At 65.4% G+C, this 20,488-nt stretch carries 21 protein-coding genes, 1 tRNA gene and 2 pseudogenes; 13 read left to right on the top strand and 11 right to left on the bottom strand.

The genetic code is table 11. The features are described from left to right. Positions 1–126 precede the first annotated feature (126 nt). Positions 127–597, top strand: a complete 471-nt coding sequence (locus DAEP_RS23380; RefSeq protein ID WP_008555413.1) for an Lrp/AsnC family transcriptional regulator — start codon at positions 127–129, stop codon at positions 595–597. Positions 598–901: 304 nt separating this feature from the next. Here DAEP_RS23380 and DAEP_RS0117980 read toward each other — a convergent pair. The 4 genes from DAEP_RS0117980 to DAEP_RS0117960 form a co-directional block, all read right to left on the bottom strand. After that, positions 902–978, bottom strand: a tRNA-Arg gene (locus DAEP_RS0117980). Positions 979–1,013: 35 nt separating this feature from the next. Then, positions 1,014–1,538, bottom strand: coding sequence for a GNAT family N-acetyltransferase (locus DAEP_RS0117975; protein WP_051337422.1), 525 nt, complete (start codon positions 1,536–1,538; stop codon positions 1,014–1,016). A 449-nt stretch (positions 1,539–1,987) separates the two neighbouring features. After that, positions 1,988–2,638 carry an alpha/beta family hydrolase gene (locus tag DAEP_RS0117965; protein WP_027245643.1) on the bottom strand — a complete coding sequence of 217 codons (651 nt, stop codon included), beginning with the start codon at positions 2,636–2,638 and terminating at the stop codon, positions 1,988–1,990. A 93-nt stretch (positions 2,639–2,731) separates the two neighbouring features. After that, positions 2,732–3,043, bottom strand: a complete 312-nt coding sequence (locus DAEP_RS0117960) for an ETC complex I subunit (protein ID WP_008557386.1) — start codon at positions 3,041–3,043, stop codon at positions 2,732–2,734. A gap of 206 nt (positions 3,044–3,249) precedes the next feature. Here DAEP_RS0117960 and uvrB point away from each other — a divergent pair, with 206 nt between their 5' ends. Both uvrB and DAEP_RS0117950 read left to right on the top strand, forming a co-directional pair. Continuing rightward, the gene (gene uvrB, locus DAEP_RS0117955) at positions 3,250–5,448 is read left to right on the top strand and encodes an excinuclease ABC subunit UvrB (RefSeq protein ID WP_008556774.1); all 2,199 of its coding nucleotides are present in this window, start codon (positions 3,250–3,252) and stop codon (positions 5,446–5,448) included. 310 nt (positions 5,449–5,758) lie between these two features. Further along, the gene (locus DAEP_RS0117950) at positions 5,759–6,391 is read left to right on the top strand and encodes a nicotinate-nucleotide adenylyltransferase (protein ID WP_083792662.1); all 633 of its coding nucleotides are present in this window, start codon (positions 5,759–5,761) and stop codon (positions 6,389–6,391) included. On the opposite strand, the gene DAEP_RS0117945 is transcribed toward DAEP_RS0117950, so the two are convergent. Then, a complete protein-coding gene (locus DAEP_RS0117945) occupies positions 6,371–7,198 on the bottom strand; it encodes a DMT family transporter (protein ID WP_027245641.1) in 828 nt (275 codons plus the stop codon). The two genes, DAEP_RS0117950 and DAEP_RS0117945, sit on opposite strands and share 21 nt — an antisense overlap. 111 nt (positions 7,199–7,309) lie before the next feature. Here DAEP_RS0117945 and dacB point away from each other — a divergent pair, with 111 nt between their 5' ends. Beyond that, on the top strand, positions 7,310–8,794 hold the full coding sequence (dacB, locus tag DAEP_RS0117940; protein ID WP_027245640.1) for a D-alanyl-D-alanine carboxypeptidase/D-alanyl-D-alanine endopeptidase: 1,485 nt from the start codon (positions 7,310–7,312) through the stop codon (positions 8,792–8,794). Positions 8,795–8,918: 124 nt separating this feature from the next. Next, the gene (locus DAEP_RS0117935) at positions 8,919–9,641 is read left to right on the top strand and encodes a GNAT family N-acetyltransferase (RefSeq protein ID WP_027245639.1); all 723 of its coding nucleotides are present in this window, start codon (positions 8,919–8,921) and stop codon (positions 9,639–9,641) included. A gap of 15 nt (positions 9,642–9,656) precedes the next feature. Here DAEP_RS0117935 and DAEP_RS0117930 read toward each other — a convergent pair whose 3' ends face one another. Then, entirely contained in the window at positions 9,657–10,547 is an 891-nt protein-coding gene (locus DAEP_RS0117930) for a LysR family transcriptional regulator (protein WP_027245638.1), read from the bottom strand. A 101-nt stretch (positions 10,548–10,648) separates the two neighbouring features. On the opposite strand from DAEP_RS0117930, the gene DAEP_RS0117925 reads away from it, so the two are divergent. Then, positions 10,649–11,146: a lactoylglutathione lyase family protein gene (locus DAEP_RS0117925; protein WP_008554496.1), complete on the top strand. Its 498-nt coding sequence runs from the start codon at positions 10,649–10,651 to the stop codon at positions 11,144–11,146. A 65-nt stretch (positions 11,147–11,211) separates the two neighbouring features. Here the strand turns inward: DAEP_RS0117925 and DAEP_RS0117920 are convergent, their stop codons facing one another. Then, positions 11,212–11,634, bottom strand: a complete 423-nt coding sequence (locus DAEP_RS0117920) for a tellurite resistance TerB family protein (protein ID WP_008553629.1) — start codon at positions 11,632–11,634, stop codon at positions 11,212–11,214. A 252-nt stretch (positions 11,635–11,886) separates the two neighbouring features. Here DAEP_RS0117920 and DAEP_RS0117915 point away from each other — a divergent pair, with 252 nt between their 5' ends. The 4 genes and pseudogenes from DAEP_RS0117915 (at position 11,887) to DAEP_RS0117905 (ending at position 16,495) form a co-directional block, all read left to right on the top strand. After that, entirely contained in the window at positions 11,887–13,530 is a 1,644-nt protein-coding gene (locus DAEP_RS0117915; RefSeq protein ID WP_027245637.1) for a lysine--tRNA ligase, read from the top strand. Between the two features lie 205 nt (positions 13,531–13,735). Next, positions 13,736–13,831, top strand: a pseudogene (locus tag DAEP_RS24570) (DUF4864 domain-containing protein); the annotation flags it as partial. A 65-nt stretch (positions 13,832–13,896) separates the two neighbouring features. Continuing rightward, a pseudogene (locus DAEP_RS24565) lies at positions 13,897–14,055 on the top strand (DUF4864 domain-containing protein); the annotation flags it as partial. A gap of 154 nt (positions 14,056–14,209) precedes the next feature. After that, the gene (locus tag DAEP_RS0117905; protein ID WP_027245636.1) at positions 14,210–16,495 is read left to right on the top strand and encodes a glycosyl hydrolase family 28-related protein; all 2,286 of its coding nucleotides are present in this window, start codon (positions 14,210–14,212) and stop codon (positions 16,493–16,495) included. Here DAEP_RS0117905 and DAEP_RS0117900 read toward each other — a convergent pair. After that, positions 16,492–16,983 (bottom strand): HugZ family pyridoxamine 5'-phosphate oxidase, encoded by a 492-nt coding sequence (locus tag DAEP_RS0117900; protein ID WP_036760827.1) that lies wholly within the window; start codon positions 16,981–16,983, stop codon positions 16,492–16,494. The two genes, DAEP_RS0117905 and DAEP_RS0117900, sit on opposite strands and share 4 nt — an antisense overlap. Before the next feature lie 27 nt (positions 16,984–17,010). Next, positions 17,011–17,670: a hypothetical protein gene (locus DAEP_RS0117895; protein ID WP_027245634.1), complete on the bottom strand. Its 660-nt coding sequence runs from the start codon at positions 17,668–17,670 to the stop codon at positions 17,011–17,013. A gap of 153 nt (positions 17,671–17,823) precedes the next feature. On the opposite strand from DAEP_RS0117895, the gene DAEP_RS0117890 reads away from it, so the two are divergent. Together DAEP_RS0117890 and DAEP_RS0117885 are read left to right on the top strand one after the other, a co-directional pair. After that, positions 17,824–18,147, top strand: a complete 324-nt coding sequence (locus DAEP_RS0117890) for an antibiotic biosynthesis monooxygenase family protein (RefSeq protein ID WP_008554223.1) — start codon at positions 17,824–17,826, stop codon at positions 18,145–18,147. A gap of 105 nt (positions 18,148–18,252) precedes the next feature. After that, entirely contained in the window at positions 18,253–18,660 is a 408-nt protein-coding gene (locus DAEP_RS0117885) for a universal stress protein (RefSeq protein ID WP_008556546.1), read from the top strand. 18 nt (positions 18,661–18,678) lie between these two features. Here DAEP_RS0117885 and DAEP_RS0117880 read toward each other — a convergent pair whose 3' ends face one another. Then, positions 18,679–19,284 carry a hypothetical protein gene (locus tag DAEP_RS0117880; protein ID WP_008554733.1) on the bottom strand — a complete coding sequence of 202 codons (606 nt, stop codon included), beginning with the start codon at positions 19,282–19,284 and terminating at the stop codon, positions 18,679–18,681. A 153-nt stretch (positions 19,285–19,437) separates the two neighbouring features. Between DAEP_RS0117880 and DAEP_RS0117875 the strand changes: the two genes are divergently transcribed. Next, positions 19,438–19,698 (top strand): TFIIB-type zinc ribbon-containing protein, encoded by a 261-nt coding sequence (locus tag DAEP_RS0117875; RefSeq protein WP_008554653.1) that lies wholly within the window; start codon positions 19,438–19,440, stop codon positions 19,696–19,698. 84 nt (positions 19,699–19,782) lie between these two features. Here DAEP_RS0117875 and DAEP_RS0117870 read toward each other — a convergent pair whose 3' ends face one another. Then, on the bottom strand, positions 19,783–20,250 hold the full coding sequence (locus DAEP_RS0117870; protein WP_008554365.1) for an aminoacyl-tRNA deacylase: 468 nt from the start codon (positions 20,248–20,250) through the stop codon (positions 19,783–19,785). Positions 20,251–20,488: the final 238 nt, after the last annotated feature.

Raw genomic sequence — 20,488 nt, 5'->3', positions numbered from 1 at the left:
ATCTCTGGTAGTTCGAGGCCTGCCTGTGATATGAACGCCCAGACTGTTCCCAGATAGATGCATATTGGGAAAAGACGTTTCAGTTTGGGCTCAGGCACAGTCAATTTCGTAATAACTGTGTGACACATGGATGGATTTCAGAGAAAAATTATTCGCCTTCTGAGCGAAAACAGCCGGGCCTCAGTCTCTGACATTGCCTTGGAACTCGGCGCGTCGCGCAAGAAGGTCAAAGAGACGATCGACCGCCTGGTCGACAAGAAGATCATCAAACGGTTCACGATTGAGCTTGCGGAGGACGCGGAATTCACCTCGCAACCTTTCAGAGCGGTCTTCAATATCCGCCTGGTCGCGCCGAACTGCAGGCAGCTGTTTGCCGACTTGCAGAAGCACGACGAGATCCTGGGCGCGTGGAGCATCTCATCCTCCGATATCGACATGATGGTGCTCGTGGAAGCCAAGGATGTGGAAGCTGTTGAGAACGTGCGCAACAGCGTTGCGAGGCACCCGTTGGTTCAAACAATGTACACAAATTCGATCCTGACGACGTGGCGCGATCCGCGGTCCACTGCGCGGCGCGACGGCGAGGCGGACGTCTGACGCCCCCTTTCAACGGCCGCTGTTGAGCAGACCTGCAGACCGTTTTGCGGTCGCGGCTGACAACGGCGCTACGATTTTCCGGCCACAGGGCGGCGCAAAATCCGGCCATCTCAGGCGCGGCCGGCGCCTTGGCCCATCAGGACCAGCCGGACTTCCATTTCAAGAATTGTCTTCGCGCTGCATTGCCCTGCTTTGCGCCAAGCCGCAGGCGCTCAGCCTCGCCAGGCAAGTTCCGCTTGGCATAGGGTCTGCATCGCCCCCAAAGCGTGCTAGGTTCTGCCTCATTGGCAGCAAACTGTGAAAATGGCGATCCCTGAAGGACTCGAACCCTCAACCTGCTGATTAGAAGTCAGCTGCTCTATCCAGTTGAGCTAAGGGACCGCGTGGCGCCAGTTATGACAGGCTCGTGCCGGGGGTCAAGCCGCACCGCGCAGGTCCAGGTGCATAAAGACCGACCAAGGGTCTTCGCCATAGTCCGCAAACGGCCCGCACTGCACAAAGCCAAAGGATTCATACAGGCGGCGCGACGGCAGGTAATCGTCCGTGGAGCCGGTTTCCAGATAAATGCCAGTGGCGTTTTCGCGGCGGGCCAGCGTCAGCAGGTAATCCAGCATCGCCCGCCCTGCCCCGCTGCCGCGGGCCTCTGACAGCGTGTGCATCGACTTCAGCTCCCGCGCGCCGCCGCCCAGGGATTTCAGCGCCCCCATCGCAACAGCCCGGCCGTCCCTGCGCGCCAGAAAGAACTGCACCCCGGGCTCTTCCAGCCCGCTGCCGTCAAGCGCATGGCAGCTTTCCTCCGGCGACTGCGCCGCCATTTGCGACAGATGCCGCCGGATCATCGCGGCGGCCTCCGGCTCTGCCGGGCTGGCCGGGCTGATTTCGATAGCGGACACCGGAACGCTGGCGCCTTCCGGGCTGATATGGTGCTGCGGTTCAGCCATTTCGCCTCAACTTCCTGACCTGGATTGTCGCAAGCCGCCGGCGCAGCGCGCCAGCCTGACCCGAACCCTATCCGGGGTTTACCATCAGGGAAAGAAAATTTCCCGGACGCCCACCCGCTCGGAAACCGGACTGCTGCGCAGGGCCGCAGCGGTCCGTAAAACCTGCGCATCAAACCCACAAAAGGCCCCAGGCCCGGTCCCGCAGGCTGATCTCCATGTCCTGCATCACCACGCCGGACCCGCCCGCCATCAGGCCGGGGATCCGCCCTGCCTCCGGCTCCAGTTCAACCGCAATTTCACTGGGAAACGCCGGCGCTGTGAAGCGGCCAGCCCGATCATCCGCTTGGGTTGCGCGGCTGGCGGCAGGCCGGGGTTGCAGCGAGGCGCAGACAGCAGGCCGCCTTGTTCAAACCGCCATGACAGCGCGCCCGCGGGCAAAGGGCAGCCGCTCAAACCGCCGCCTTGACCCAGCGGGCGATTTCCTCGGCCGCAGCCTCCAGGTGCTGCTCCTGCGTCAGCCCGCTCACCCTTTTGCGCGGCTTCAGATCATGGTCGCCGTCGCTCAGCCAGCAGAACGTGACCGCTTCGGACAAGGCATAAGACGCGGCCTCTGCCTGGGTGCCGAACGGGTCGCGGGTGCCCTGGCAGATCAGCGCCGGGGTTTTCAGCCCGGCCAGATGCGCGGTCCTCAGCTGTTCGGGTTTGTTCGGCGGGTGGAACGGGTAACCAAGGCAGACCAGGCCGCGGATCCGCTCCTGCGCCCAAAGATCATCTGCAATCAGGCTTGCAACCCGGCCGCCCATGGACTTGCCGCCGATGAACAGCGGGCCGCTGCACGCAAGCGCTTCGACGGCAGTGCGGAATTCCTCCTGCAGCAGCTCGATCTTCGGCGGCGGCCGCTTCGGCCCGCCGCTGCGCCGGCCTGCCATATAGGCAAATTCAAACCGGGCAGCCCGCAGCCCGCGGGCGGCAAGCCCCTCTGCCATCGCGTTCATGAAGGGCGTGTCCATCGCCGCCCCGGCCCCGTGGGCGAGCAGCAGCGTCGCGCGGCCCGGCACATCGCCGTTCAGCAAAAACCTGGGTTCAGACATCGCGCGCATCCCCCCTGCCCCGAAGAAACAAGACCCTCAGTCCCGGAAACCAGCGCAGCCCGGTTCCGCAGTCCGGCAGCCGCTTAGGTTGCGGCGCAGGCCTCAGTGGGTCCAGGGCCCGCGGCGGTTGGTGGCGAAATTGTCGCCGTAACCGCCCGGGCGGATGTTGGCCTTGCGCTGCTTGGGCTCGACGACCAGCGCCTCGATGCCATGGTCCTTGGCATATTCCAGCGCCGCTTCCTTGCTGTCAAAACGCAGTTTGACCTGGCTCTGGGTATCGCTGGAGGAAGTCCAGCCCATCAGCGGATCCACTTCGCGGGCGCTGGCCGGCGCAAATTCCAGGACCCATCTCCGCGTCTTCGCCATGCCCGAGGTCATGGCATTGCGTGCTGGCCGGTAAATCCGCGCTTGCATGGGCTGTCTCCTGGTGTCTCAACCTGTGAATCTCGAAGTTGCGCATTTATGCGCCGGATATGCGGCTGCAGCAAGGGAGCAAATGCAGCGTATTTCAACGGTTTTGCCCTGCTGCCACAGGCGTTTGGCCGCACCAGGCCCCGATGCCCCCTTGAACAAGAACAAAAACAGACCAAAATCAGCGCGGTCCCCAACGGAGTCGCCCGATGCCCTATGCCCATTCCGACAAGTCCATGCCGATGATGACCCAGCGGGCACCGCAGCAGCGGCCCAAGCTGGAGGGCGGCAGGCGCTTTGTCATGAACACCACCTTCGATCCGGCAGGCGACCAGCCGGCCGCGATCAAGGAACTGTCGCAGGGCGTCATGGAGGGCGAACGCAATCAGGTGCTGTTGGGCGCCACCGGCACCGGCAAGACCTTCACCATGGCCAAGGTGATCGAGGAGACCCAGCGCCCCGCCATCATCCTCGCCCCCAACAAGACACTGGCGGCGCAATTGTACGGCGAATTCAAGGGCTTCTTCCCGGAGAACTCGGTCGAATACTTCGTCTCCTTCTACGACTACTACCAGCCGGAGGCCTATGTGCCGCGCTCCGACACGTACATCGAGAAGGAAAGCCAGATCAACGAGCAGATCGACCGGATGCGCCACTCCGCCACCCGCTCCCTGCTCGAACGCGATGACGTCATCATCATCGCCTCGGTCAGCTGCATCTACGGCATCGGCTCGGTCGAAACCTACTCCGCCATGACCCAGGACCTGAAAGCGGGCGAGATGTACGACCAGCGCCAGATCATGGCCGACCTGGTTGCCCAGCAGTACAAACGCAATGACCAGGCCTTCCAGCGCGGCTCCTTCCGGGTCCGCGGCGACACGCTGGAAATCTTCCCCGCCCACCTCGAGGACCGCGCCTGGAAGCTCTCCTTCTTCGGCGAGGAGCTGGAGCAGATCACCGAATTCGACCCGCTGACCGGCGAAAAAACCGGCAGCTTCGACCAGATCCGCGTCTATGCGAACTCCCACTATGTGACCCCGAAGCCGACGCTGAACCAGGCTGTGATCTCGATCAAGCAGGAGCTGAAGATGCGCCTCGACCAGCTGGTGGGCGAAGGCAAGCTGCTGGAGGCCCAGCGGCTGGAACAGCGCACCAACTTCGACATCGAAATGCTGGAGGCCACCGGCCACTGCAACGGCATCGAAAACTACTCCCGCTACCTCACGGGCCGCGCCCCGGGTGAGCCGCCCCCGACCCTGTTTGAATTCATCCCCGACAACGCCATCGTCTTTGCCGATGAATCCCACGTTTCCGTCCCGCAGATCGGCGGCATGTACCGCGGCGACCACCGGCGCAAGTTCACCCTGGCCGAACACGGCTTCCGCCTGCCGTCGTGCATGGACAACCGCCCGCTGAAGTTCGAGGAATGGGACGCCATGCGCCCGCAATCCGTCTTCGTCTCCGCCACCCCGGCCGCGTGGGAGCTGGAACAGGCGGGCGGCGTCTTCACCGAACAGGTGATCCGCCCCACCGGCCTCCTGGACCCGGAGGTCGAAATCCGCCCCGTCTCGATGCAGGTGGACGACCTGCTGGACGAGGTGCGCAAGGTCACCGCCGACGGCTTCCGCACCCTTGTCACCACGCTCACCAAACGCATGGCCGAGGACCTGACCGAATACCTGCACGAACAGGGCATCAAGGTCCGCTACATGCACTCCGACATCGACACGCTGGAACGGATCGAGATCCTGCGCGACCTGCGCCTCGGCGCGTTTGACGTGCTCATTGGCATCAACCTCCTGCGCGAGGGGCTGGATATTCCCGAATGCGGCCTGGTCGCCATTCTGGACGCGGACAAGGAGGGCTTCCTGCGCTCCGAGACCTCCCTCATCCAGACCATCGGCCGCGCCGCCCGCAACGCCGACGGCCGCGTCATCATGTATGCCGACAAGATCACCGGCTCGATGGAGCGCGCCCTGGATGAAACCAACCGCCGCCGCGAAAAGCAGATCGCCTACAACCTCGAACACGGCATCACGCCGGAGACCGTCAAGAAAAATGTCGAGGACGTTCTGGCCGGTCTCTACGAGGGCGACGTCGACATGAACCGCGTCACCGCCCAGATCGGGAAGCCGATGCACGGCGCCAACCTGGAGGCGCATCTGAACGGCCTGCGCGACGATATGCGCAAGGCGGCGGAGAACCTGGAGTTCGAGGAAGCCGCCCGCCTGCGCGACGAGATCAAGCGGCTGGAGGCAGTGGACCTCGCCATCTCCGACGACCCGCTGGCGCGGCAATCGGCGGTGGAGGCGGCGTCCGAGGCCGCCGTCAAGTCGCGGGGGCGGTCAACGGCGGGCAAAGCCGGGACGCGGGCGTACAGGGGGAAATCGCAGAAGAAGTTTTCGTAGGGTGGGTAATCGGACGGCCATTCCACGGCTGCCAAAATAACTGGTGGGCGGAATCGCCCAATCCGTCGGCTTGGCAGACCGCTTGCGTGCCACAGGATTGGCCCAGCAGTAGGCAATATACCTCTGGCGTGCTCGCTGCCGCCTCACGCACGCAGGCGGCGCACCCCACCCGGGCCGCCGCGTGCGCCCGTCCAGCCCCGGCTCCACTCCCTTAGGGCGATAAACTCCAACTCCGCTGGCCGGTTTCTTACGATCCTCCACCCGCCGCAGGCCCCTGCGCACATCCGGCAATTGAACTCCCCGCGAAATTATGCGCATCAAGCTCCTCATGGTTTGCAAGCTGCCGCATATCCGCCCGGGCCAAAGCGTCGGGCTGCTGGGCGGGTCCTTTGACCCGCCGCACCGGGGCCACGCGGCGATTTCCCATGCCGCGCTCAAGCGCTTCGGGCTGGACCACCTGTTCTGGCTGGTCTCCCCAGGCAACCCGCTGAAGGCGCGCCAGCCCGCCCCGCTGGAGCGGCGGATCAGCGCCAGCCGCGGCCTCATCCAGCACCCGCGCATCCATGTCAGCGGCATCGAGGCGGACCTCGGCACCCGCTACACCGCCCAGACCCTGCGCCACCTGCGCCGCCGCCATCCCGGCGTGCGCTTCGTCTGGCTGATGGGGGCCGACAATCTCACCCATTTCCACCGCTGGAAGGACTGGCAGCAGATCCTGGACACGGTCCCCGTGGGGGTGCTGGCGCGGCCGGGGGACCGGATATCGGCCCGGTTTTCGCCCGCGGCCCGGATCTACCGCCACGCGATGCTGAAAGGCAGCGAAAGCCAGCTTCTGGCGCGGGCGGACAGCCCGGCCTGGTGTTTCGTCAACCTGCCGATGGTGGATGTCAGCTCGACCGCCTTGCGCGCCCGCGGCGAATGGTCAGCGGCGCAGCAGGGCTGAGGCCAGACCGGCGCTCAGCACCACCGCCAGCCCGGCCCAGGTCCAGGCATCCGGCAGCTGGCGGAACACCGCCCAGCCCAGCCCCACAGCCGCCACCAGCTGGAAATAGACCATCGGCGCCAGCTTGACCGCCTGCACCCGCCCGTAGGCAAACAGCAGCAGAAGGTTGCCGACCATCGAAAACGCGGCGCTCCCCACCGTCAGCGCCGCAGTCGGGGCCGAGAACTCCGGCAGGCTGGCAAGGCCCAAGGGCAGCATCAGCAGCGCCGACAGCAGCAATTGCGTCAGGCTCAGCTCCAGCGGCGAGCCCACCCCCGCCAGCCAGCGCGAGCTGGTCAGGAACCCGCCGTAGAAACAGCCCGCCAGCACCGCCCACAAAAGGTTGATCGAGCCGCCAAACCCCGGCCGCACCACCATCAGAACGCCCAGAAATCCCAGTGCCATCAACAGGCTGCGCAGCACTGTCGCCTGCTCCCGCAGCAGCAGCACCGACAGCACATAGCTGATCACCGGGCCGATGAAGAAGGCGGCAAAGACATTGGCCATCGGCTCTGTCACCAGCGCCATCTGGATCGAGAAGATGCCGCCGGTCAGCAGCCCCGCCCGCAGCCACAGCCGCCAGTCGCCCAGCAGCGTGAACGCCCGGCGCGGCACGAAGGGCAGGATCAGCGCGGCGCCGATCGAAAACCGCGACCAGGCCACAAATGCCGGCGTCGCCAGCCCGCTGCCGGTCAGCAGCTTCCCGCACAGATCGCCCGCCGGGATCATTGACATGGCCGCAAACATGAGGATGACTGCCTGTAACATGGCTGCCAGCGGTAGCAGGACTTTTGATGGGGCAAAACCCCGGACCTTGCGGCGCTGCGGCGGGGATCGGGGATTGAAGAAGAGCGGGTCCGCACCATAAAAATGAACACGATGACTTCACGCCGGACGTTCCTTCTTTCCGGGCTTGCCGCAGTGGCGGGCTCCTCTGCCCTGGCCAATGCGCCTGCCGTCTCGCTGCGCCCTGTTGCGCGCAAGGTCAGCTCTCTGGCGGCCGGCGCCGACGGTCTGAAGGCGCTGCTGTCGCGGGCCAACCTGCCGGGCCATGCGGTCTGCGCAGTGGCGGATGTGAAAACCGGCAAGCTGCTGGAAGCCTCCGGCAGCGGCGAGGCCCTGCCGCCAGCCAGCGTCGCCAAGGCGCTGACCGCGCTTTACGCGCTGGATGTGCTGGGGGCGGACCACCGGTTCGACACCCGCCTTCTGGCCACCGGCGGCGTTGCCGGCGGCGTGGTGGGCGGCGATCTGATCCTGGCGGGCGGCGGCGATCCGATGCTGAACACCGACCATCTGGCGCTGCTGGCCAAGGCGCTGAAAACCGCCGGCGTGCGCGAGGTGCGGGGCAGGTTCCTGGTCTGGGACGGTGCCCTGCCGCAGGTCTCCGCCATCGACCCGGAGCAGCCCGATCACGTGGCTTATTCGCCCGCGGTCTCCGGCATTGCGCTGAACTTCAACCGGGTCCATTTCGAGTGGAAGCGCGCCGCCAGCGGCTGGGCCGTCACCATGGATGCCCGCACCGAGAAATACCGCCCCGAGGTTGCCACCTCGCAAATGGCGATCGCCTCCCGCGCGGTGCCGGTCTACACCTATGCCGGAAAATCCGGCACCGACCACTGGACCGTGGCCAGCAAGGCCCTGGGCAAGGGCGGCTCGCGCTGGCTGCCGGTGCGCAATCCGGGCGCCTATGCGGGCGACGTGTTCCGCACCCTGGCGCGGTCCAACGGCATCGCCCTGCCCCGGGCGGAAGCCGCCAGATCGCTGCCCCAGGCACAGCTGCTGGCGCAGCATCACAGCCCGCCGATGGACGTGATGCTGAAGGCGATGCTGAAATTCTCCAACAACCTGATGGCCGAGATGATCGGCATAGCCGCCAGCGCCGCGCGCAGCGGGCGGCCGGCTTCGCTCAAGGCCTCCGCCGCGGAGATGAACCGCTGGGCCGCCGGCAAATACGGCATGTCCGGCACCCGGCTGGTGGATCATTCCGGCCTCGGCGAAGAGTCCCGCATGACCCCGGCAGACCTCACGGGCGCGCTGGTGGCGGCTTACAAGGGCGGCCATTTGAAACCGCTTCTGAAATCCTTCCAGTTGCGCGATGCCAACGGCCGCCCGCTGAAGAACCACCCGATCAAGGTCGCTGCCAAGACCGGCACGCTGAATTTTGTCTCGGGCCTCGGCGGTTTCATGACCGCGGCCGACGGCACCGAACTGGCCTTCACCATCTTCACCGCGGATCTGAAAACCCGCGCCCGCATCCCCCGCGCCGAGCGCGAAAGCCCCCAGGGCGCCCGCGGCTGGAACCGGCGCGCCAAGCAGCTGCAGCAGCAGCTGATCGAGCGCTGGAGCGCCGTTTACGGCAGCTGACAGCCGGGACTGGTCTGGGAAAATTATCCGCTACTGGACGTTCCGCCCAGACCAGCGTCATGGCAGATCCTGGCAAGGCGGCGGTGCGCGGGCACCGCGGCAGAGCTTTGCAAAGGACGCCCTGATGACGGATTTCTTCAACGAACACGGCCAGCCCATCGGCGCGCCGCTGCCGCACTGGACCGGTGCCCGCGCGCCCGGACACACCGGCATGGAGGGGCAGTACTGCCGGGTTGAGCCGCTGCAGGCAGACCGACACGGCGCGGATCTGTTCGCGGCGTTCCGGCAGGACCGCACCGATGCGGTCTGGACCTACGTGCCCTATGGCCCCTTTGCCGCCCCCGAGGCGCTGCACACTTGGGTCGAGGCCGCCAGCGCAGTGGATGCGCAGCCCTATTTCGCGGTCATCAACGGCACCAGCGGCAAGGCTGAGGGCATCGCCAGTTATATGCGCCTTCAGCCGGAACACGGCGTCATCGAGGTGGGCGGCATCACCCTTGCCCCGCCGCTTCAGCGGACACGGGCGGCGACCGAGGCGATGTATCTGATGATGGCGCGGGTGTTCAACGACCTGGGCTACCGCCGCTATGAATGGAAATGCGACGCGCTGAACGCCCCCTCCCGGCGCGCGGCGGAGCGGCTTGGCTTCACCTATGAGGGGCTGTTCCGCCAGGCCATCGTCTACAAGGGCCGCAACCGCGACACCGCCTGGTATTCGGTTCTGGATGGCGAGTGGCCGCAGCTGGAGGCGGCTTTCAAGGCCTGGCTCGACCCCGGAAATTTCGACGCAGACGGCCAGCAAAAGCAGTCTCTGGCCCGGCTCAGGGCGGCGCAGGCCGGGACCTGACCAGCCCAGGCATGGCTACCCCAGCTCCGCCGCCACCTCCTGCGCCAGCCGCTGCATCCGCTTCAGCCGCGCGCTCAGCGGGCGGCCCTTGCGGCTGGTAAGCCAAAGCCCATGACGGCGCGGCCTGGGAAGCGGGATCACCGCCAGCAGGCCCCGCTGCGCATAGGCCTCAACCCCGCTGCGCGGCAGCAGCGTATAGCCGATGCCGCGCGCGACCGGGTCCAGGATCTGGCCGATCTGGTTGACATAGGTCCGCACGCGCAGGCGGTCGGCGCCCTGATAGGCCTCCGGAAAGTTCAGGGACAGCAGTTCGTCCGCATGGGCAAAGCCATCGGGATGGGCGACCAGGCCGCGTGCCTCCAGAGCCTCGAACGTGACCTCCGCAGCCGCATCACAGCTTGGCAGCACAAGGCACAGTTCCTCCTCCCCCAGATGCTCCGCCTCCAGCCGGGGGTGGCCGGGGTCGTGGTCCAGAATGCCCAGGTCGAACGCCCCTTCCAAAAGACCGCGCTTTATCGCCGCTTGCGGCGCCGCTTCCAGATGCGCGGTGAGGTGCGGCGCGGCCTCCAGCAGTTCCAGAATGCGCGGGTACAGCAGCGTTGCAAAGCTGCCGGAACAGGCGATCCGCACCTCTCCGGCGTCGGGGCTGTCGGTGGCGATGGCCTCTCGCAAGCGCCGTTCCTCATCGCGCCGGGCCTGTCCCAGCGCCCGCACCGCCTCCCCCGCCGGGGTCAGCGAGAAACTCTTGCCGTCCTGCGCGATCAGCACCTGCCCAAGCTGCGCCTCCAGCTTGCGCAGGTGCTGCGAGACGCCCGGCTGGGTCATGTTCAGCCGCTGCGCCGCGCGGGTGAAATGGCCGGTCTCAGCCAGCGTTGTGAAGGTTTCAAGCCAGGTGGCGTTCAGCACGGATCATTCCGCTATGTTATCATTTCAATTTGAAATGATAATTTCACAGGAGAGGGGTGCGTGTCTACCTTTCTGCCATCCCAAGCATGAGGAGACCAGAAATGACCACCACGCCCAGAACCTTCTCGCACATCGGCCTGTCGGTGCCGGACCTTGAAGCGGCCGTGAAGTTTTACGCGGACGTCATGGGGTTTTACGTGCTGATGCAGCCCAGCGAAGTGACCGAGGACGACAGCGCCATCGGGCAGATGTGCACCGATGTGTTCGGCCCAGGCTGGACCCGCCTGCGCATTGCGCATCTGTCCACCGCGGATGGCATCGGCATCGAGCTGTTCGAATTTGACGGCAACGAAGCGCCGCAGGACAACTTCCAGTACCGCAAGCACGGCACCTTCCATTTCGCCGTGCAGGACCCCGACGTCGAAGGGCTGCTGGAAAAGATCGTCGCGGCCGGCGGCAAGCAGCGGATGCCGGTGCGGGAGTATTTCCCCGGCGAGAAGCCCTACCGCATGGTCTACGTCGAAGACCCGTTCGGGATCATTTTCGAGCTGTACAGCCACAGCTATGAGCTGACCTACTCAGCCGGCGCCTACAGCTGATGCCGGCCAATGCCCGGGGTCCCTGCCCCGGGCAATGCGGTTCTGTTCACAGCCTCAGAGGGCGGTCAGACCATATGCCGGGCACGGGCGCCGCGTTCGATCGCGGCGGCGTGCAGCCGGTCGATGTTCAGCTCGTAGCGGACCTCGGCCAGAAACTCGAGCTCGGTCTCGCCCAGGATGCCATCGGCGGCGGCAACATCGCAGGCCAGCGCATAGCCGGTCTCGAACAGCCGCTCCGGCAGGTCATCGCGGATCAGGCCGAACAGCGCCTCCAGCCCGTCCTCCTGCTCGAACAGGTCAAAGACGGTGCGCGACACCCGGCTCACCCGGTCGATGTCGTAATCGGCAAAGACCGGCAGCATGTTGACCGCCGACTGGATCTTGACCAGCTCCGCGGTGCGGATGTTTTCGTCCGAGGCCGAGACCGCCACCATCAGGGCCACAAGGCAGTCCTGCGGGGTCATCGGATGCGGGGTTTGCTCACTCATGGACGAAATCCTTATTTGCGCAGTATTCACTCCGACAGGATAGGTACGCCCGCGGGCAGGTTCAATAACAGCCTGCGCCCAAGCGCCGGATTTTGCGCGGCGCAACGCCGCAAATCCCGGCTGTGGCGGGGCCGGCATTATTGACTCATGCTGCATCGGCACAATAGAGGGAAGGGCCGGATACAGAGGGTATCCGGGCAGATCATGCGGCACCCCGAAGAACTGACGCAACCGCCGCCGATGGAGAACATGATGTCTGATGTGCGCGAAGAAGCTCTGAAGAGCAAAGCCTGGCCGTTTGAAGAAGCCCGCCGGGTTCTCAAACGTTATGCCAAGGGCGCGCCCAAGAAGGGCTATGTCCTCTTCGAGACCGGCTATGGCCCCTCCGGCCTGCCGCACATCGGCACCTTCGGCGAGGTCGCCCGCACCACCATGATCAAGAAGGCGTTCGAGACCATTTCGGACATCCCGACCCGGCTGATCTGCTTCTCGGACGACCTCGACGGGATGCGCAAGGTGCCGGGCAACGTCCCCAACCAGGAGGCGCTGGCCGAGCATCTGCAAAAGCCGCTCACCTCGGTGCCGGACCCGTTCGGCACGCACGAAAGCTTTGGCCACCACAACAACGCCATGCTGCGCCGGTTCCTGGACACCTTCGGGTTCGAGTATGAATTCTACTCGGCCACCGAATTCTACCGCTCCGGCCAGTTCGACGAGATCCTGAAGCGCGCCGTCGAGAAATACGACGACATCATGGAGATCATGCTGAAGTCCCTGCGCGAGGAGCGCCGCCAGACCTATTCGATCTTCCTGCCGATCCACCCGGAAACCGGCCGCGTTCTCTATGTGCCGATGAAGAAGGTCTGCACCGAGACCTACACCGTCACCTTCGACGACGAGGACGGCAAGGAATGGACCCTGCCGGTCACCGGCGGCAACGTGAAGCTGCAGTGGAAGCCCGATTTCGGCGCCCGCTGGGCCGCGCTGGAAGTCGATTTCGAGATGTACGGCAAGGACCACTCCACCAATACGCCGATCTATGACGGCATCTGCCGGGTGCTGGGCGTGCCCGCGCCGGAGCATTTCACCTATGAGCTGTTCCTTGATGAAAACGGCCAGAAGATCTCCAAATCCTCCGGCAACGGCGTCTCGATCGACGAATGGCTGACCTACGCCTCGACCGAGAGCCTGGCGTATTTCATGTACCAGAAGCCCAAGACCGCCAAGCGGATGCATTTCGACGTGATCCCCAAGGCGGTGGACGAATACCACCAGCAGCTGCGCGCCTACCACGGGCAGGACCTGAAAGCGCAGCTCAATAACCCGGTCTGGCACATTCACGGCGGCGAGGTGCCGCAGTCGGATATGGTGGTGCCGTTCTCGATGCTGTTGAACCTCGCCTCCGCTTCCAGCGCCGAGGACAAGGCCACCATGTGGGGCTTCATCAACAAATACGCCCCGAACGCCACCCCCGACACCCATCCGGGCATGGACCAGGCGGCGGGCTTTGCGGTGCGCTACTTCAACGACTTCGTGAAGCCGGCCAAGCAGTTCCGCCTGCCCACCGATCAGGAGCGCGCAGCGCTGCAGGATCTGGCGGATGCGCTGAAATCTCCCGAAGCCGCGCTGGCCGCGATTGCGAAAAAGAACGAGATCGCAGGCAGCACCGACCCGCTGCCCGAGGCGAACTTCGCGGATGAGGAATTCCTGCAGTCCGTGGTCTTTGCCATCGGCAAAATCCACGGATTCGAGCCGCTGCGCGCCTGGTTCTCGGCGATCTACGAGGTGCTGCTGGGCGCCTCCCAGGGCCCCCGCTTCGGCGGTTTCATCGCGCTTTACGGGGTCGAGGAGACCATCGCCCTGATCGAAAAGGCGCTGGCGGGCGAGCTGGCCTGATCTGCATTAAACAACAATCCTTTAGGGCGCGGTTTTCCGCGCCCTTTTTCGGTTTCGGCCCTGTCGCGCACAGCCGCCCGCGGCCGTCCTGTGCGCAATAAAATTACCAAATCGAAAAAAATGTTTTGACGCGGCGTCACCTTGTCCTAACATTAAGAAACGGTCCGGGTCTGGCAGATGCGCAGTGTTCTGTTTGCGGGGGTAAGTGTTTTTCTTCTGCCTTCCGGGCCCAAGCCCAGTGAGAGAGCCGGTCGCAGCCGTGACCGGCTCTCAGTTTGAGGCCTTCCTGAACAATGATGCTGAGACGGCGTTCACTGACGCCTCCCCGAACGTCCGGCGTATGACCGCCCCCCTCCGGAACGGGCCGCCAGGTTGGCGCGCCAGGGCCTCCCGATGGTCCGGCGCCCGGCCGGGGCGCGTTACCCGGATCTGCGCAAGGCGGCCGGCGGCCAGAGGCAGCGTCTGATGGCCACCGGCCAAAACCGCGCCGTGCATCCTCTGGATTACCAAATGGTTAATCAGTAAAGCGGATGTAAAATCAACGCGTTAAACCTCCTGCAAAGGCCGGGCAAGAGCGCCTGACCGCAGGGCAGCGTACGCACCGCTTGGCAGGTTTTAACGCCGCTCCTGTACTTCCTTTTCCCCGAACGCGAGATGCGCAGCAGGAAAGGGTACTTCCATGAACAAGGCAATCACCGACGGTCTGCAGCTGATGCCCCCCGCCTTTGCGGAAGGTCTCAATGTCTGGTCCAGCGGCAACGGCACCCCCGGGTCGGACACCTATGACGGCGCCGCCAACGCGGTCTTTGTGGCGGCGGATGCGGATTTCGGCGGCTGCCTGGAGATCCAGAAGACCGAAAACATCCAGAAGCTGCGCTTCATGGGCCAGACGCCGCTGGAGCCGGGCTGCTATCTGCAGATCAAGGTGCGAATCAAGGCCGTCAGCGGCGCGCTGCCCGCGGTCCGCGTGGCCGGCTGGGCGGCGGCGGCGGGCGGCAGCCACATCAGCGGCGTGTCCGAATCCGGGATGCAATATGCGCTCAGCCAATACGGCAGGGTGCTTGAGGTCACCGGCATCGTCGGCAGCGGCGACCGCCCCGGCGTGGATATGCCCTGGGGCCGCACCGCCGCCTATGGCCATTTCGGGCTGGACCTCACTGGCGCCAACGGCGGTGTCGTGCGGATCGACGATATCGAGATCACCGACATCACCAGCGCCTTCCTGCGTAAAATGCTGAGCGTTGTGGACGTGACCGACTACGGCGCGGTGGGCGACGGCAGCACCGATTGCACCGCCGCGTTCGAGGCCGCCGATGCCGCCGCCGCCGGGCGCCGCATCCTGGTCCCCGCGGGGGACTTCCACCTCGCCAGCACCGTGTCGCTGAGCCACGAAGCGGTGTTTGAAGGCACCGTGTCGATGCCCGCCAGCCAGATGCTGCTGCTGACGAAGAACTTCGATTTTCCCTCTTACGCGGCGGCCTTCGGCGACGAGGAGCTGGGTTTCAAGAAGGCGTTTCAGGCCCTGCTGAACAACGTGGACCATGAATCGCTGGACCTGAAGGGCCGCAAGATCACCGTGACCGCACCGCTGGACATGCAGGCGGCGGTGCCGAACAAGACCTCCTATGCCACCCGCCGGATCATCCGCAACGGCCAGCTCGAAGCCGCCAGCAGCGCCGCCTGGGACACCGATACCGTCACCTCGCAGGCGACCTACAGCCCCTCGCGGTCCACCAAGCTGACCAATGTTGCCAACATCGCCAATATCAGGGTCGGCTCCCTGGTGGAGGGCGCCGGGGTCGGCCGCGAGATCTACGTGCAGTCCAAGAACACCGGCGCCGGCGAGCTGACGCTGACCGCGCCGCTCTATGACGCGGCGGGCACCCAGACCTTCACCTTCCGCGACTTCAAGTACCTGGTGGATTTCGCCGGCTTCAGCGCGCTCAGCAAGTTCGGCATGGAAGGCATCGAGTTCCAGTGCAATGCCCGCTGCAGCGCCCTGCGGCTGGCGCCCTCGGGGTCGGTGTTCTCGCTGGACGGCTGCTTTTTCTCGCGGCCCAAGGACCGCGGCATCACCTCGACCGGGACCGGCTGCCAGGGGATTCTGGTCGACAACTGCCAGTTCCTCTCGGCAGAAGACCCGCTGGATGTGGAGGACCGCATCAGCATCGGCCTGAACGTGAACGCCAATGACGCCAAGCTGCGCAGCAACCGCGCCACCAAGTTCCGCCATTTCGCCCTGCTGGCAGGCGCCAACAACACGGTAACGGGCAATCATTTCTTTCAGGGTGACAGCGTGGCGAACGGGGTCCGCTCCGCCGGGCTGGTGCTGGCGGCCAACAATTGCACCACCACGGTGTCGGACAATTACATCGACAACTGCTTTATCGAATGGACCAACGAGCGCGACCCGTCGCCGGATTTCACCACCGGTTTCTCCTTCAGCGCGCTGTCGGTGACTGCGAATGTGTTCCTGTCCGGCGACGTGGCGCCCTGGTTCAGCTATATCGTGATCAAGCCCTACGGCAGCGGCCATTACCTGAACGGGCTGTCGGTGACCGGCAACAAATTCCGCTCGCTCAACGGCAGCATCGACCGGGCGGAGCGGGTGGATACCAGTTTTTCGGACCTGGATTTCTCCCGCGCCAACGATGTGGTGTTCGAGGGCAACATGTACCACAACGTCACCACCCATACCGCCAACCCCTTGCGGATCCGGCACAATCAGACCTCGGCGTCGTCGTCCTGGGCGGTCAGGGCCAACGGGCAGCTGCCGTTTCAGGGCTACGCGCGCTATGTCGACAGCGTGGTGCCGCAGGGGCCGGTGCGCACCGGCGGCAACAGCACCCGCTACAGCATGCCCTACTGCGATACCCAGCAGGGCGCCAATAACGACGAAATCCGCCTGCGCTGGCAGGAGGCGCTGAAGGGCGAGGTTCAGGTGCTGCTGAGGATGGACGCCTAGGGCCGGGGCGGCGGCTGCAGATCGGCGGCGTCAAGATGGAAGGCTTTGCCGAAACCGCCATTCAGATAGGCCGCCGTCACCCGGAACCGGACAAAGGCGAAGTCGGCAAGCTGCAGGTACAGCTTCGCCTTGGGCTGGCGGCGCAGGTAATGCGCGGCCAGCGGGCCGTGGTCCGGGCTTTGGCGGCTGAGGAACTCCGCCCGGCAGATCAGGCTGAGGCGGGGATGGCTGAGCGCATCGCCCTTGCCGCCCGGCTCCCCCACCAGCAGCGAGCAGGCGGGGGTCCTGCGCAGCGCCCGGGTGTGCTGGGCCAGGTCCGAGACCAGGCTGACCGGGCCGCCCTGCGGGTCCAGGCCGAACGCCACCCGGGTGACCAGCGGGGTGCCCTCCTCCAGCAGCACGCCAAGCGCTGCGAAGCGGGCCTCAGCCATCAGGCTTTGCGCCAGCTGGCGGGCGTCGTCATCGGTGGGGCGGACGGGCGCGGGCATGGGCACCTCCTGAGTTTGGCGCAGGGTTCAGAACTTCTGCCACAGGCCCAGTTTCAGGCCAAGGCTGCGCTGGCCTGCCTGGCGGTATTCCAAGCCCACAATCAGCTCCCGCTTTTGCTTCAGCGGGTAGCGCAGCGAGGAGGTCAGCGCATAGGTGAGCTGCCCGCCCTCCGGCTTGGACAGCTCGGCCTGCAGCATCGGCGCGGCCTTGCCGGGACGGTTCAGCCCGAGGGTGGCGTCCAGCTTCCAGATCGCGTCCAGACCGCTGTTGCGCAGCTCGTAAGCGGCATCGATGGCCAGCCAGCCGGACCCGCGGCCGGTCTCGATGCCGCGCCCGTAGGACAGGGTGGTTCTCTGCATCAGCTGCCACATGCCCCGGTCATGATTGCCGCCCGCCGCGGTCTCCACCGCCAGCCGGGCACGCTGCCCGGTATGCAAGGGGAGCCGGGCAAAGAACAGCGCGTGGCCCGACACATCCGCGTTCCGGTTCAAATCGACCCCCAGGGTCAGCTTGGGCGTGACCCCGTAGGCGCCGTAATACCCCAGCTCATACGCGGCGGTGCGGCCGCTGTGCCGCCAGGCGGCGCTGGCCGATGCAAAGCCCTGCCCCGGCTGTTCCAGCCACGCCCCGCCCGCCGCCGGCTGGGCCAGCGCCAGGGCAAGAGCAGCAGCAAGGGCAGGTTTCATCCCGGAGCCTCAGGTTGGCGTGTGCAAAGGGTTCCCCCTTACGGTTAAGATTGTATTAACCAGCCTGAAAGACCCCTATGGATGTGCGCGAAAAAAACCCGTGCGCTTTCGCCGCGAACAGGCGTAGGCTGGGGGCAGTCAACGGAGGAGCCAATGCCCAAAATAGCAAAAACCGCTGATATCCAGACCGTTATCACCACCTTCGAGATGACGCCCGGGACCTGCCAGGACCTGCTGGAGGCGCTGGAGGATGCCTATCGCGAGTTCATCTCCAAGCAGCCCGGCTTCATTTCGGCCGGTCTGCACGTGAATGACGCCCAGACCCGCATCGCCAACTATTCGCAGTGGCGCCGCCGGGAGGATTTCATGGCGATGCTGCGCACCGCGGAAATGCGTGAGCGCAACCGCAAGATCAATGAGCTGTGCCGCAGCTTTGAGCCGGTGATGTACGACGTGGCGGAGGTCTTTGGCTCGTGACCCCCTGCCCCGCCCCGCGGGCCGGCCGCTGCCTTGACGCGGGTCAAGGCAGGGCGCTGCGGGCCTCGCTACTCTGACTCAGGTTTCAAGCAATGGAGGCGACCTATGTATCATAACGTTCTGGTGCCGATTTCCTTTGATCCGGAGCGCGATATCACCGGGCCGCTGAAAGTGGCACGGCTGCTTTCGGCGCCTGGGGCCAAGGTGACGCTGCTGCATGTGATCGAACAGGTCCCGGCCTATGCGATCTCCTACGTGCCCGCGGATTTCATGGAAGACACCCGGCAGGCGCTGCAGGCGGAGCTGGACGGGCTGGCGCAGACCCTGCCCAACGCCGAGGGCGTGCTGGTCGAGGGCCATTCCGGCCGCACCATCCTGGACTGGGCCGAGCAGCACAAGCCGGACCTGATCATCCTCGCCTCGCACCGCCCGTCGATGCAGGACTTTCTCTGGGGGTCGACGTCGGGCCATGTGGTGCGCCACGCGGCCTGCGCGGTGCATGTGGTGCGCTGAGGCGGCGGCGGCGCAGGATCAGGCCGGCACCGCCCTTTTCAGGAGGTGCCAGGCCAGCCGCACCGCGGCGCCCGGCAGCATCGCGGAGCGCAGCAGCACCTTGTTGGAATTCACCGCCTCGGCGATGCGGGCATAGTGAACCTGTTTGTCCGCGGGTGAGCGCAGCAGGACCGTTTCCGCCTGCTGCATCGCCCGTTCCGCCTGCCGTTTGACCTGCGGCACCGCGGCCGGCTTGACCGCCCGGTAATAGTTCAGCCCCTTGCGCACCGGCGACTGCGCCGGGTCGAGGTTCTGTTTCACGGCCTGCGTCAGGGTTTCTTCGACCTGCACCAGCGCCTTGGCCGCTTCGGCATAGGACTGGTTGCTGTCCAGTTTCTGCGCCGCCAGCTTGTAGGTGTGGCGGTAGCAGTCGAATTTGTAGACTTGCGGCAGCTCACCGCAGCGGTCGAACCCGCGGGTCAGGGTGGCAACAACCGCCCGCGTGGTTTGCGAACTGAGGCCGCTGTTCTGGCCGCCGCCGCCTTGCCCGCCGCCGCCTCCACCGCCCTCACCGCCCCTGGCATGGGCCGGGGCCGCCGCGAGGATCAGGGCCAGGACCCCTGCCTGGATGGTTTTGCTGCTCATCTGCTGCCTCCATGATTTGGGGCAGCTTACCATGGGTCAGCTGCGCGAAAACGGGCGGAAAGCCGAAAATTCTGCGTTTTTGCGCTGCCGTTGCCTTGCGCAGCACAGCCGCACTGCCCACGTGAAGGGCAGGAGTTGAGGAAGGAGATGCAGATGCAGTGCCCGATTGACGGAACCACTTTGGTCATGGCCGACCGCGCTGGGGTGGAGATCGACTATTGCCCCCAGTGCCGCGGTGTGTGGCTGGACCGGGGGGAGCTGGACAAGATCATCGAACGCTCCGCCCAGCCCGCGCAGGCCGCGCCGCAGCCGCCGCGCCATGAAGAACGCGGCGGGCATCACGATCCGCGCTACAGCAAGCCGTACAAGAAGAAGAGCAAGAAGAACTTCCTGGAAGATCTGTTCGATTTCTGACGCACCGGCAGGCGCCGCCCCGGGGAATCGGGGCAGCCGGCCGGCAGGGCAGATCAGCGGGCCGCTGACGCGCGCGTGAGCGGGTCAGTGGACCGTGCAGAAGGAACCGTGCTTGGCGTCCTTCATCAGGGTGTCGAAATCGTCGCCCTTCATTTCGATCAGCGTCTTGTGGTCACCGGCCTCGAACCAGACCTTGTCCAGGCCGGTCAGGCTGTCGTCGATGACGGTGGGCACATGATAGGCCGCGCCGACGCAGGGCGCCGCGCCCGGATCGCAGTCGTCGAAGACCTGGTTCAGCTCATGTTCCGGCGCCAGCCCCAGGCGGCGGTCCATGATCGTTTGCAGCGCGTGCAGGTCAACCGTCTGGTTGGACGGCACGACGGCCAGAACCGGGCCTTCCTCCATGTGGATGAGCACGGATTTGGCCAGGTGATCCCCCGGCACATGCGCCGATTCCGCGCATTCCGCAGCAGTGGCAGTATAGGGGTGGCGGACGGTGCCGAACGGCAGGCCCTGTGCCTCGAGATGATGTTTCAGGCGTGAGGCGATCATCGTAGGGTCCTCCTGTGCTGTGAAGGGCCCCGGGCCGCTCTGGCTCAGGTCTGCGCCGCCATCGGGCCGGAATGGCCAGTGTCATAGCGGGGCCGGAACGGTCCAGTGTGATACCGGGGCCGGCGCGGCCCGCACTCCGGCGGCATTTTCAGGTCTGGGCGCGGCAAACGGCAATCCGGGGCGCCCTCGGGTTTCTGGTGTCCCCCAGTCTGCGCCCGAAGAGGTGAGTCGGGCAAGG

This window comes from Leisingera daeponensis DSM 23529, assembly GCF_000473145.1.
In the GTDB taxonomy this organism is placed as follows: Bacteria; Pseudomonadota; Alphaproteobacteria; order Rhodobacterales; family Rhodobacteraceae; genus Leisingera; species Leisingera daeponensis.
This window is presented reverse-complemented; position numbering and strand designations above follow the sequence as displayed.

Bases quoted from the DNA above. Each gene is read 5' to 3' on its own strand.
- DAEP_RS0117885 (WP_008556546.1), top strand. From the start codon at position 18,253: ATGTATCATAACGTTCTGGTGCCGATTTCCTTTGATCCGGAGCGCGAT.
- DAEP_RS0117950 (WP_083792662.1), top strand. From the start codon at position 5,759: ATGCGCATCAAGCTCCTCATGGTTTGCAAGCTGCCGCATATCCGCCCG.
- DAEP_RS0117895 (WP_027245634.1), bottom strand. From the start codon at position 17,670: ATGAAACCTGCCCTTGCTGCTGCTCTTGCCCTGGCGCTGGCCCAGCCG.
- DAEP_RS0117900 (WP_036760827.1), bottom strand. From the start codon at position 16,983: ATGCCCGCGCCCGTCCGCCCCACCGATGACGACGCCCGCCAGCTGGCG.
- DAEP_RS0117890 (WP_008554223.1), top strand. From the start codon at position 17,824: ATGCCCAAAATAGCAAAAACCGCTGATATCCAGACCGTTATCACCACC.
- DAEP_RS0117920 (WP_008553629.1), bottom strand. From the start codon at position 11,634: ATGAGTGAGCAAACCCCGCATCCGATGACCCCGCAGGACTGCCTTGTG.
- DAEP_RS0117915 (WP_027245637.1), top strand. From the start codon at position 11,887: ATGTCTGATGTGCGCGAAGAAGCTCTGAAGAGCAAAGCCTGGCCGTTT.
- DAEP_RS0117905 (WP_027245636.1), top strand. From the start codon at position 14,210: ATGAACAAGGCAATCACCGACGGTCTGCAGCTGATGCCCCCCGCCTTT.
- DAEP_RS0117925 (WP_008554496.1), top strand. From the start codon at position 10,649: ATGACCACCACGCCCAGAACCTTCTCGCACATCGGCCTGTCGGTGCCG.
- DAEP_RS23380 (WP_008555413.1), top strand. From the start codon at position 127: ATGGATGGATTTCAGAGAAAAATTATTCGCCTTCTGAGCGAAAACAGC.
- uvrB (WP_008556774.1), top strand. From the start codon at position 3,250: ATGCCCTATGCCCATTCCGACAAGTCCATGCCGATGATGACCCAGCGG.
- DAEP_RS0117880 (WP_008554733.1), bottom strand. From the start codon at position 19,284: ATGAGCAGCAAAACCATCCAGGCAGGGGTCCTGGCCCTGATCCTCGCG.
- DAEP_RS0117960 (WP_008557386.1), bottom strand. From the start codon at position 3,043: ATGCAAGCGCGGATTTACCGGCCAGCACGCAATGCCATGACCTCGGGC.
- DAEP_RS0117945 (WP_027245641.1), bottom strand. From the start codon at position 7,198: ATGTTACAGGCAGTCATCCTCATGTTTGCGGCCATGTCAATGATCCCG.
- DAEP_RS0117965 (WP_027245643.1), bottom strand. From the start codon at position 2,638: ATGCGCGCGATGTCTGAACCCAGGTTTTTGCTGAACGGCGATGTGCCG.
- DAEP_RS0117870 (WP_008554365.1), bottom strand. From the start codon at position 20,250: ATGATCGCCTCACGCCTGAAACATCATCTCGAGGCACAGGGCCTGCCG.
- DAEP_RS0117935 (WP_027245639.1), top strand. From the start codon at position 8,919: ATGACGGATTTCTTCAACGAACACGGCCAGCCCATCGGCGCGCCGCTG.
- DAEP_RS0117975 (WP_051337422.1), bottom strand. From the start codon at position 1,538: ATGGCTGAACCGCAGCACCATATCAGCCCGGAAGGCGCCAGCGTTCCG.
- dacB (WP_027245640.1), top strand. From the start codon at position 7,310: ATGACTTCACGCCGGACGTTCCTTCTTTCCGGGCTTGCCGCAGTGGCG.
- DAEP_RS0117875 (WP_008554653.1), top strand. From the start codon at position 19,438: ATGCAGTGCCCGATTGACGGAACCACTTTGGTCATGGCCGACCGCGCT.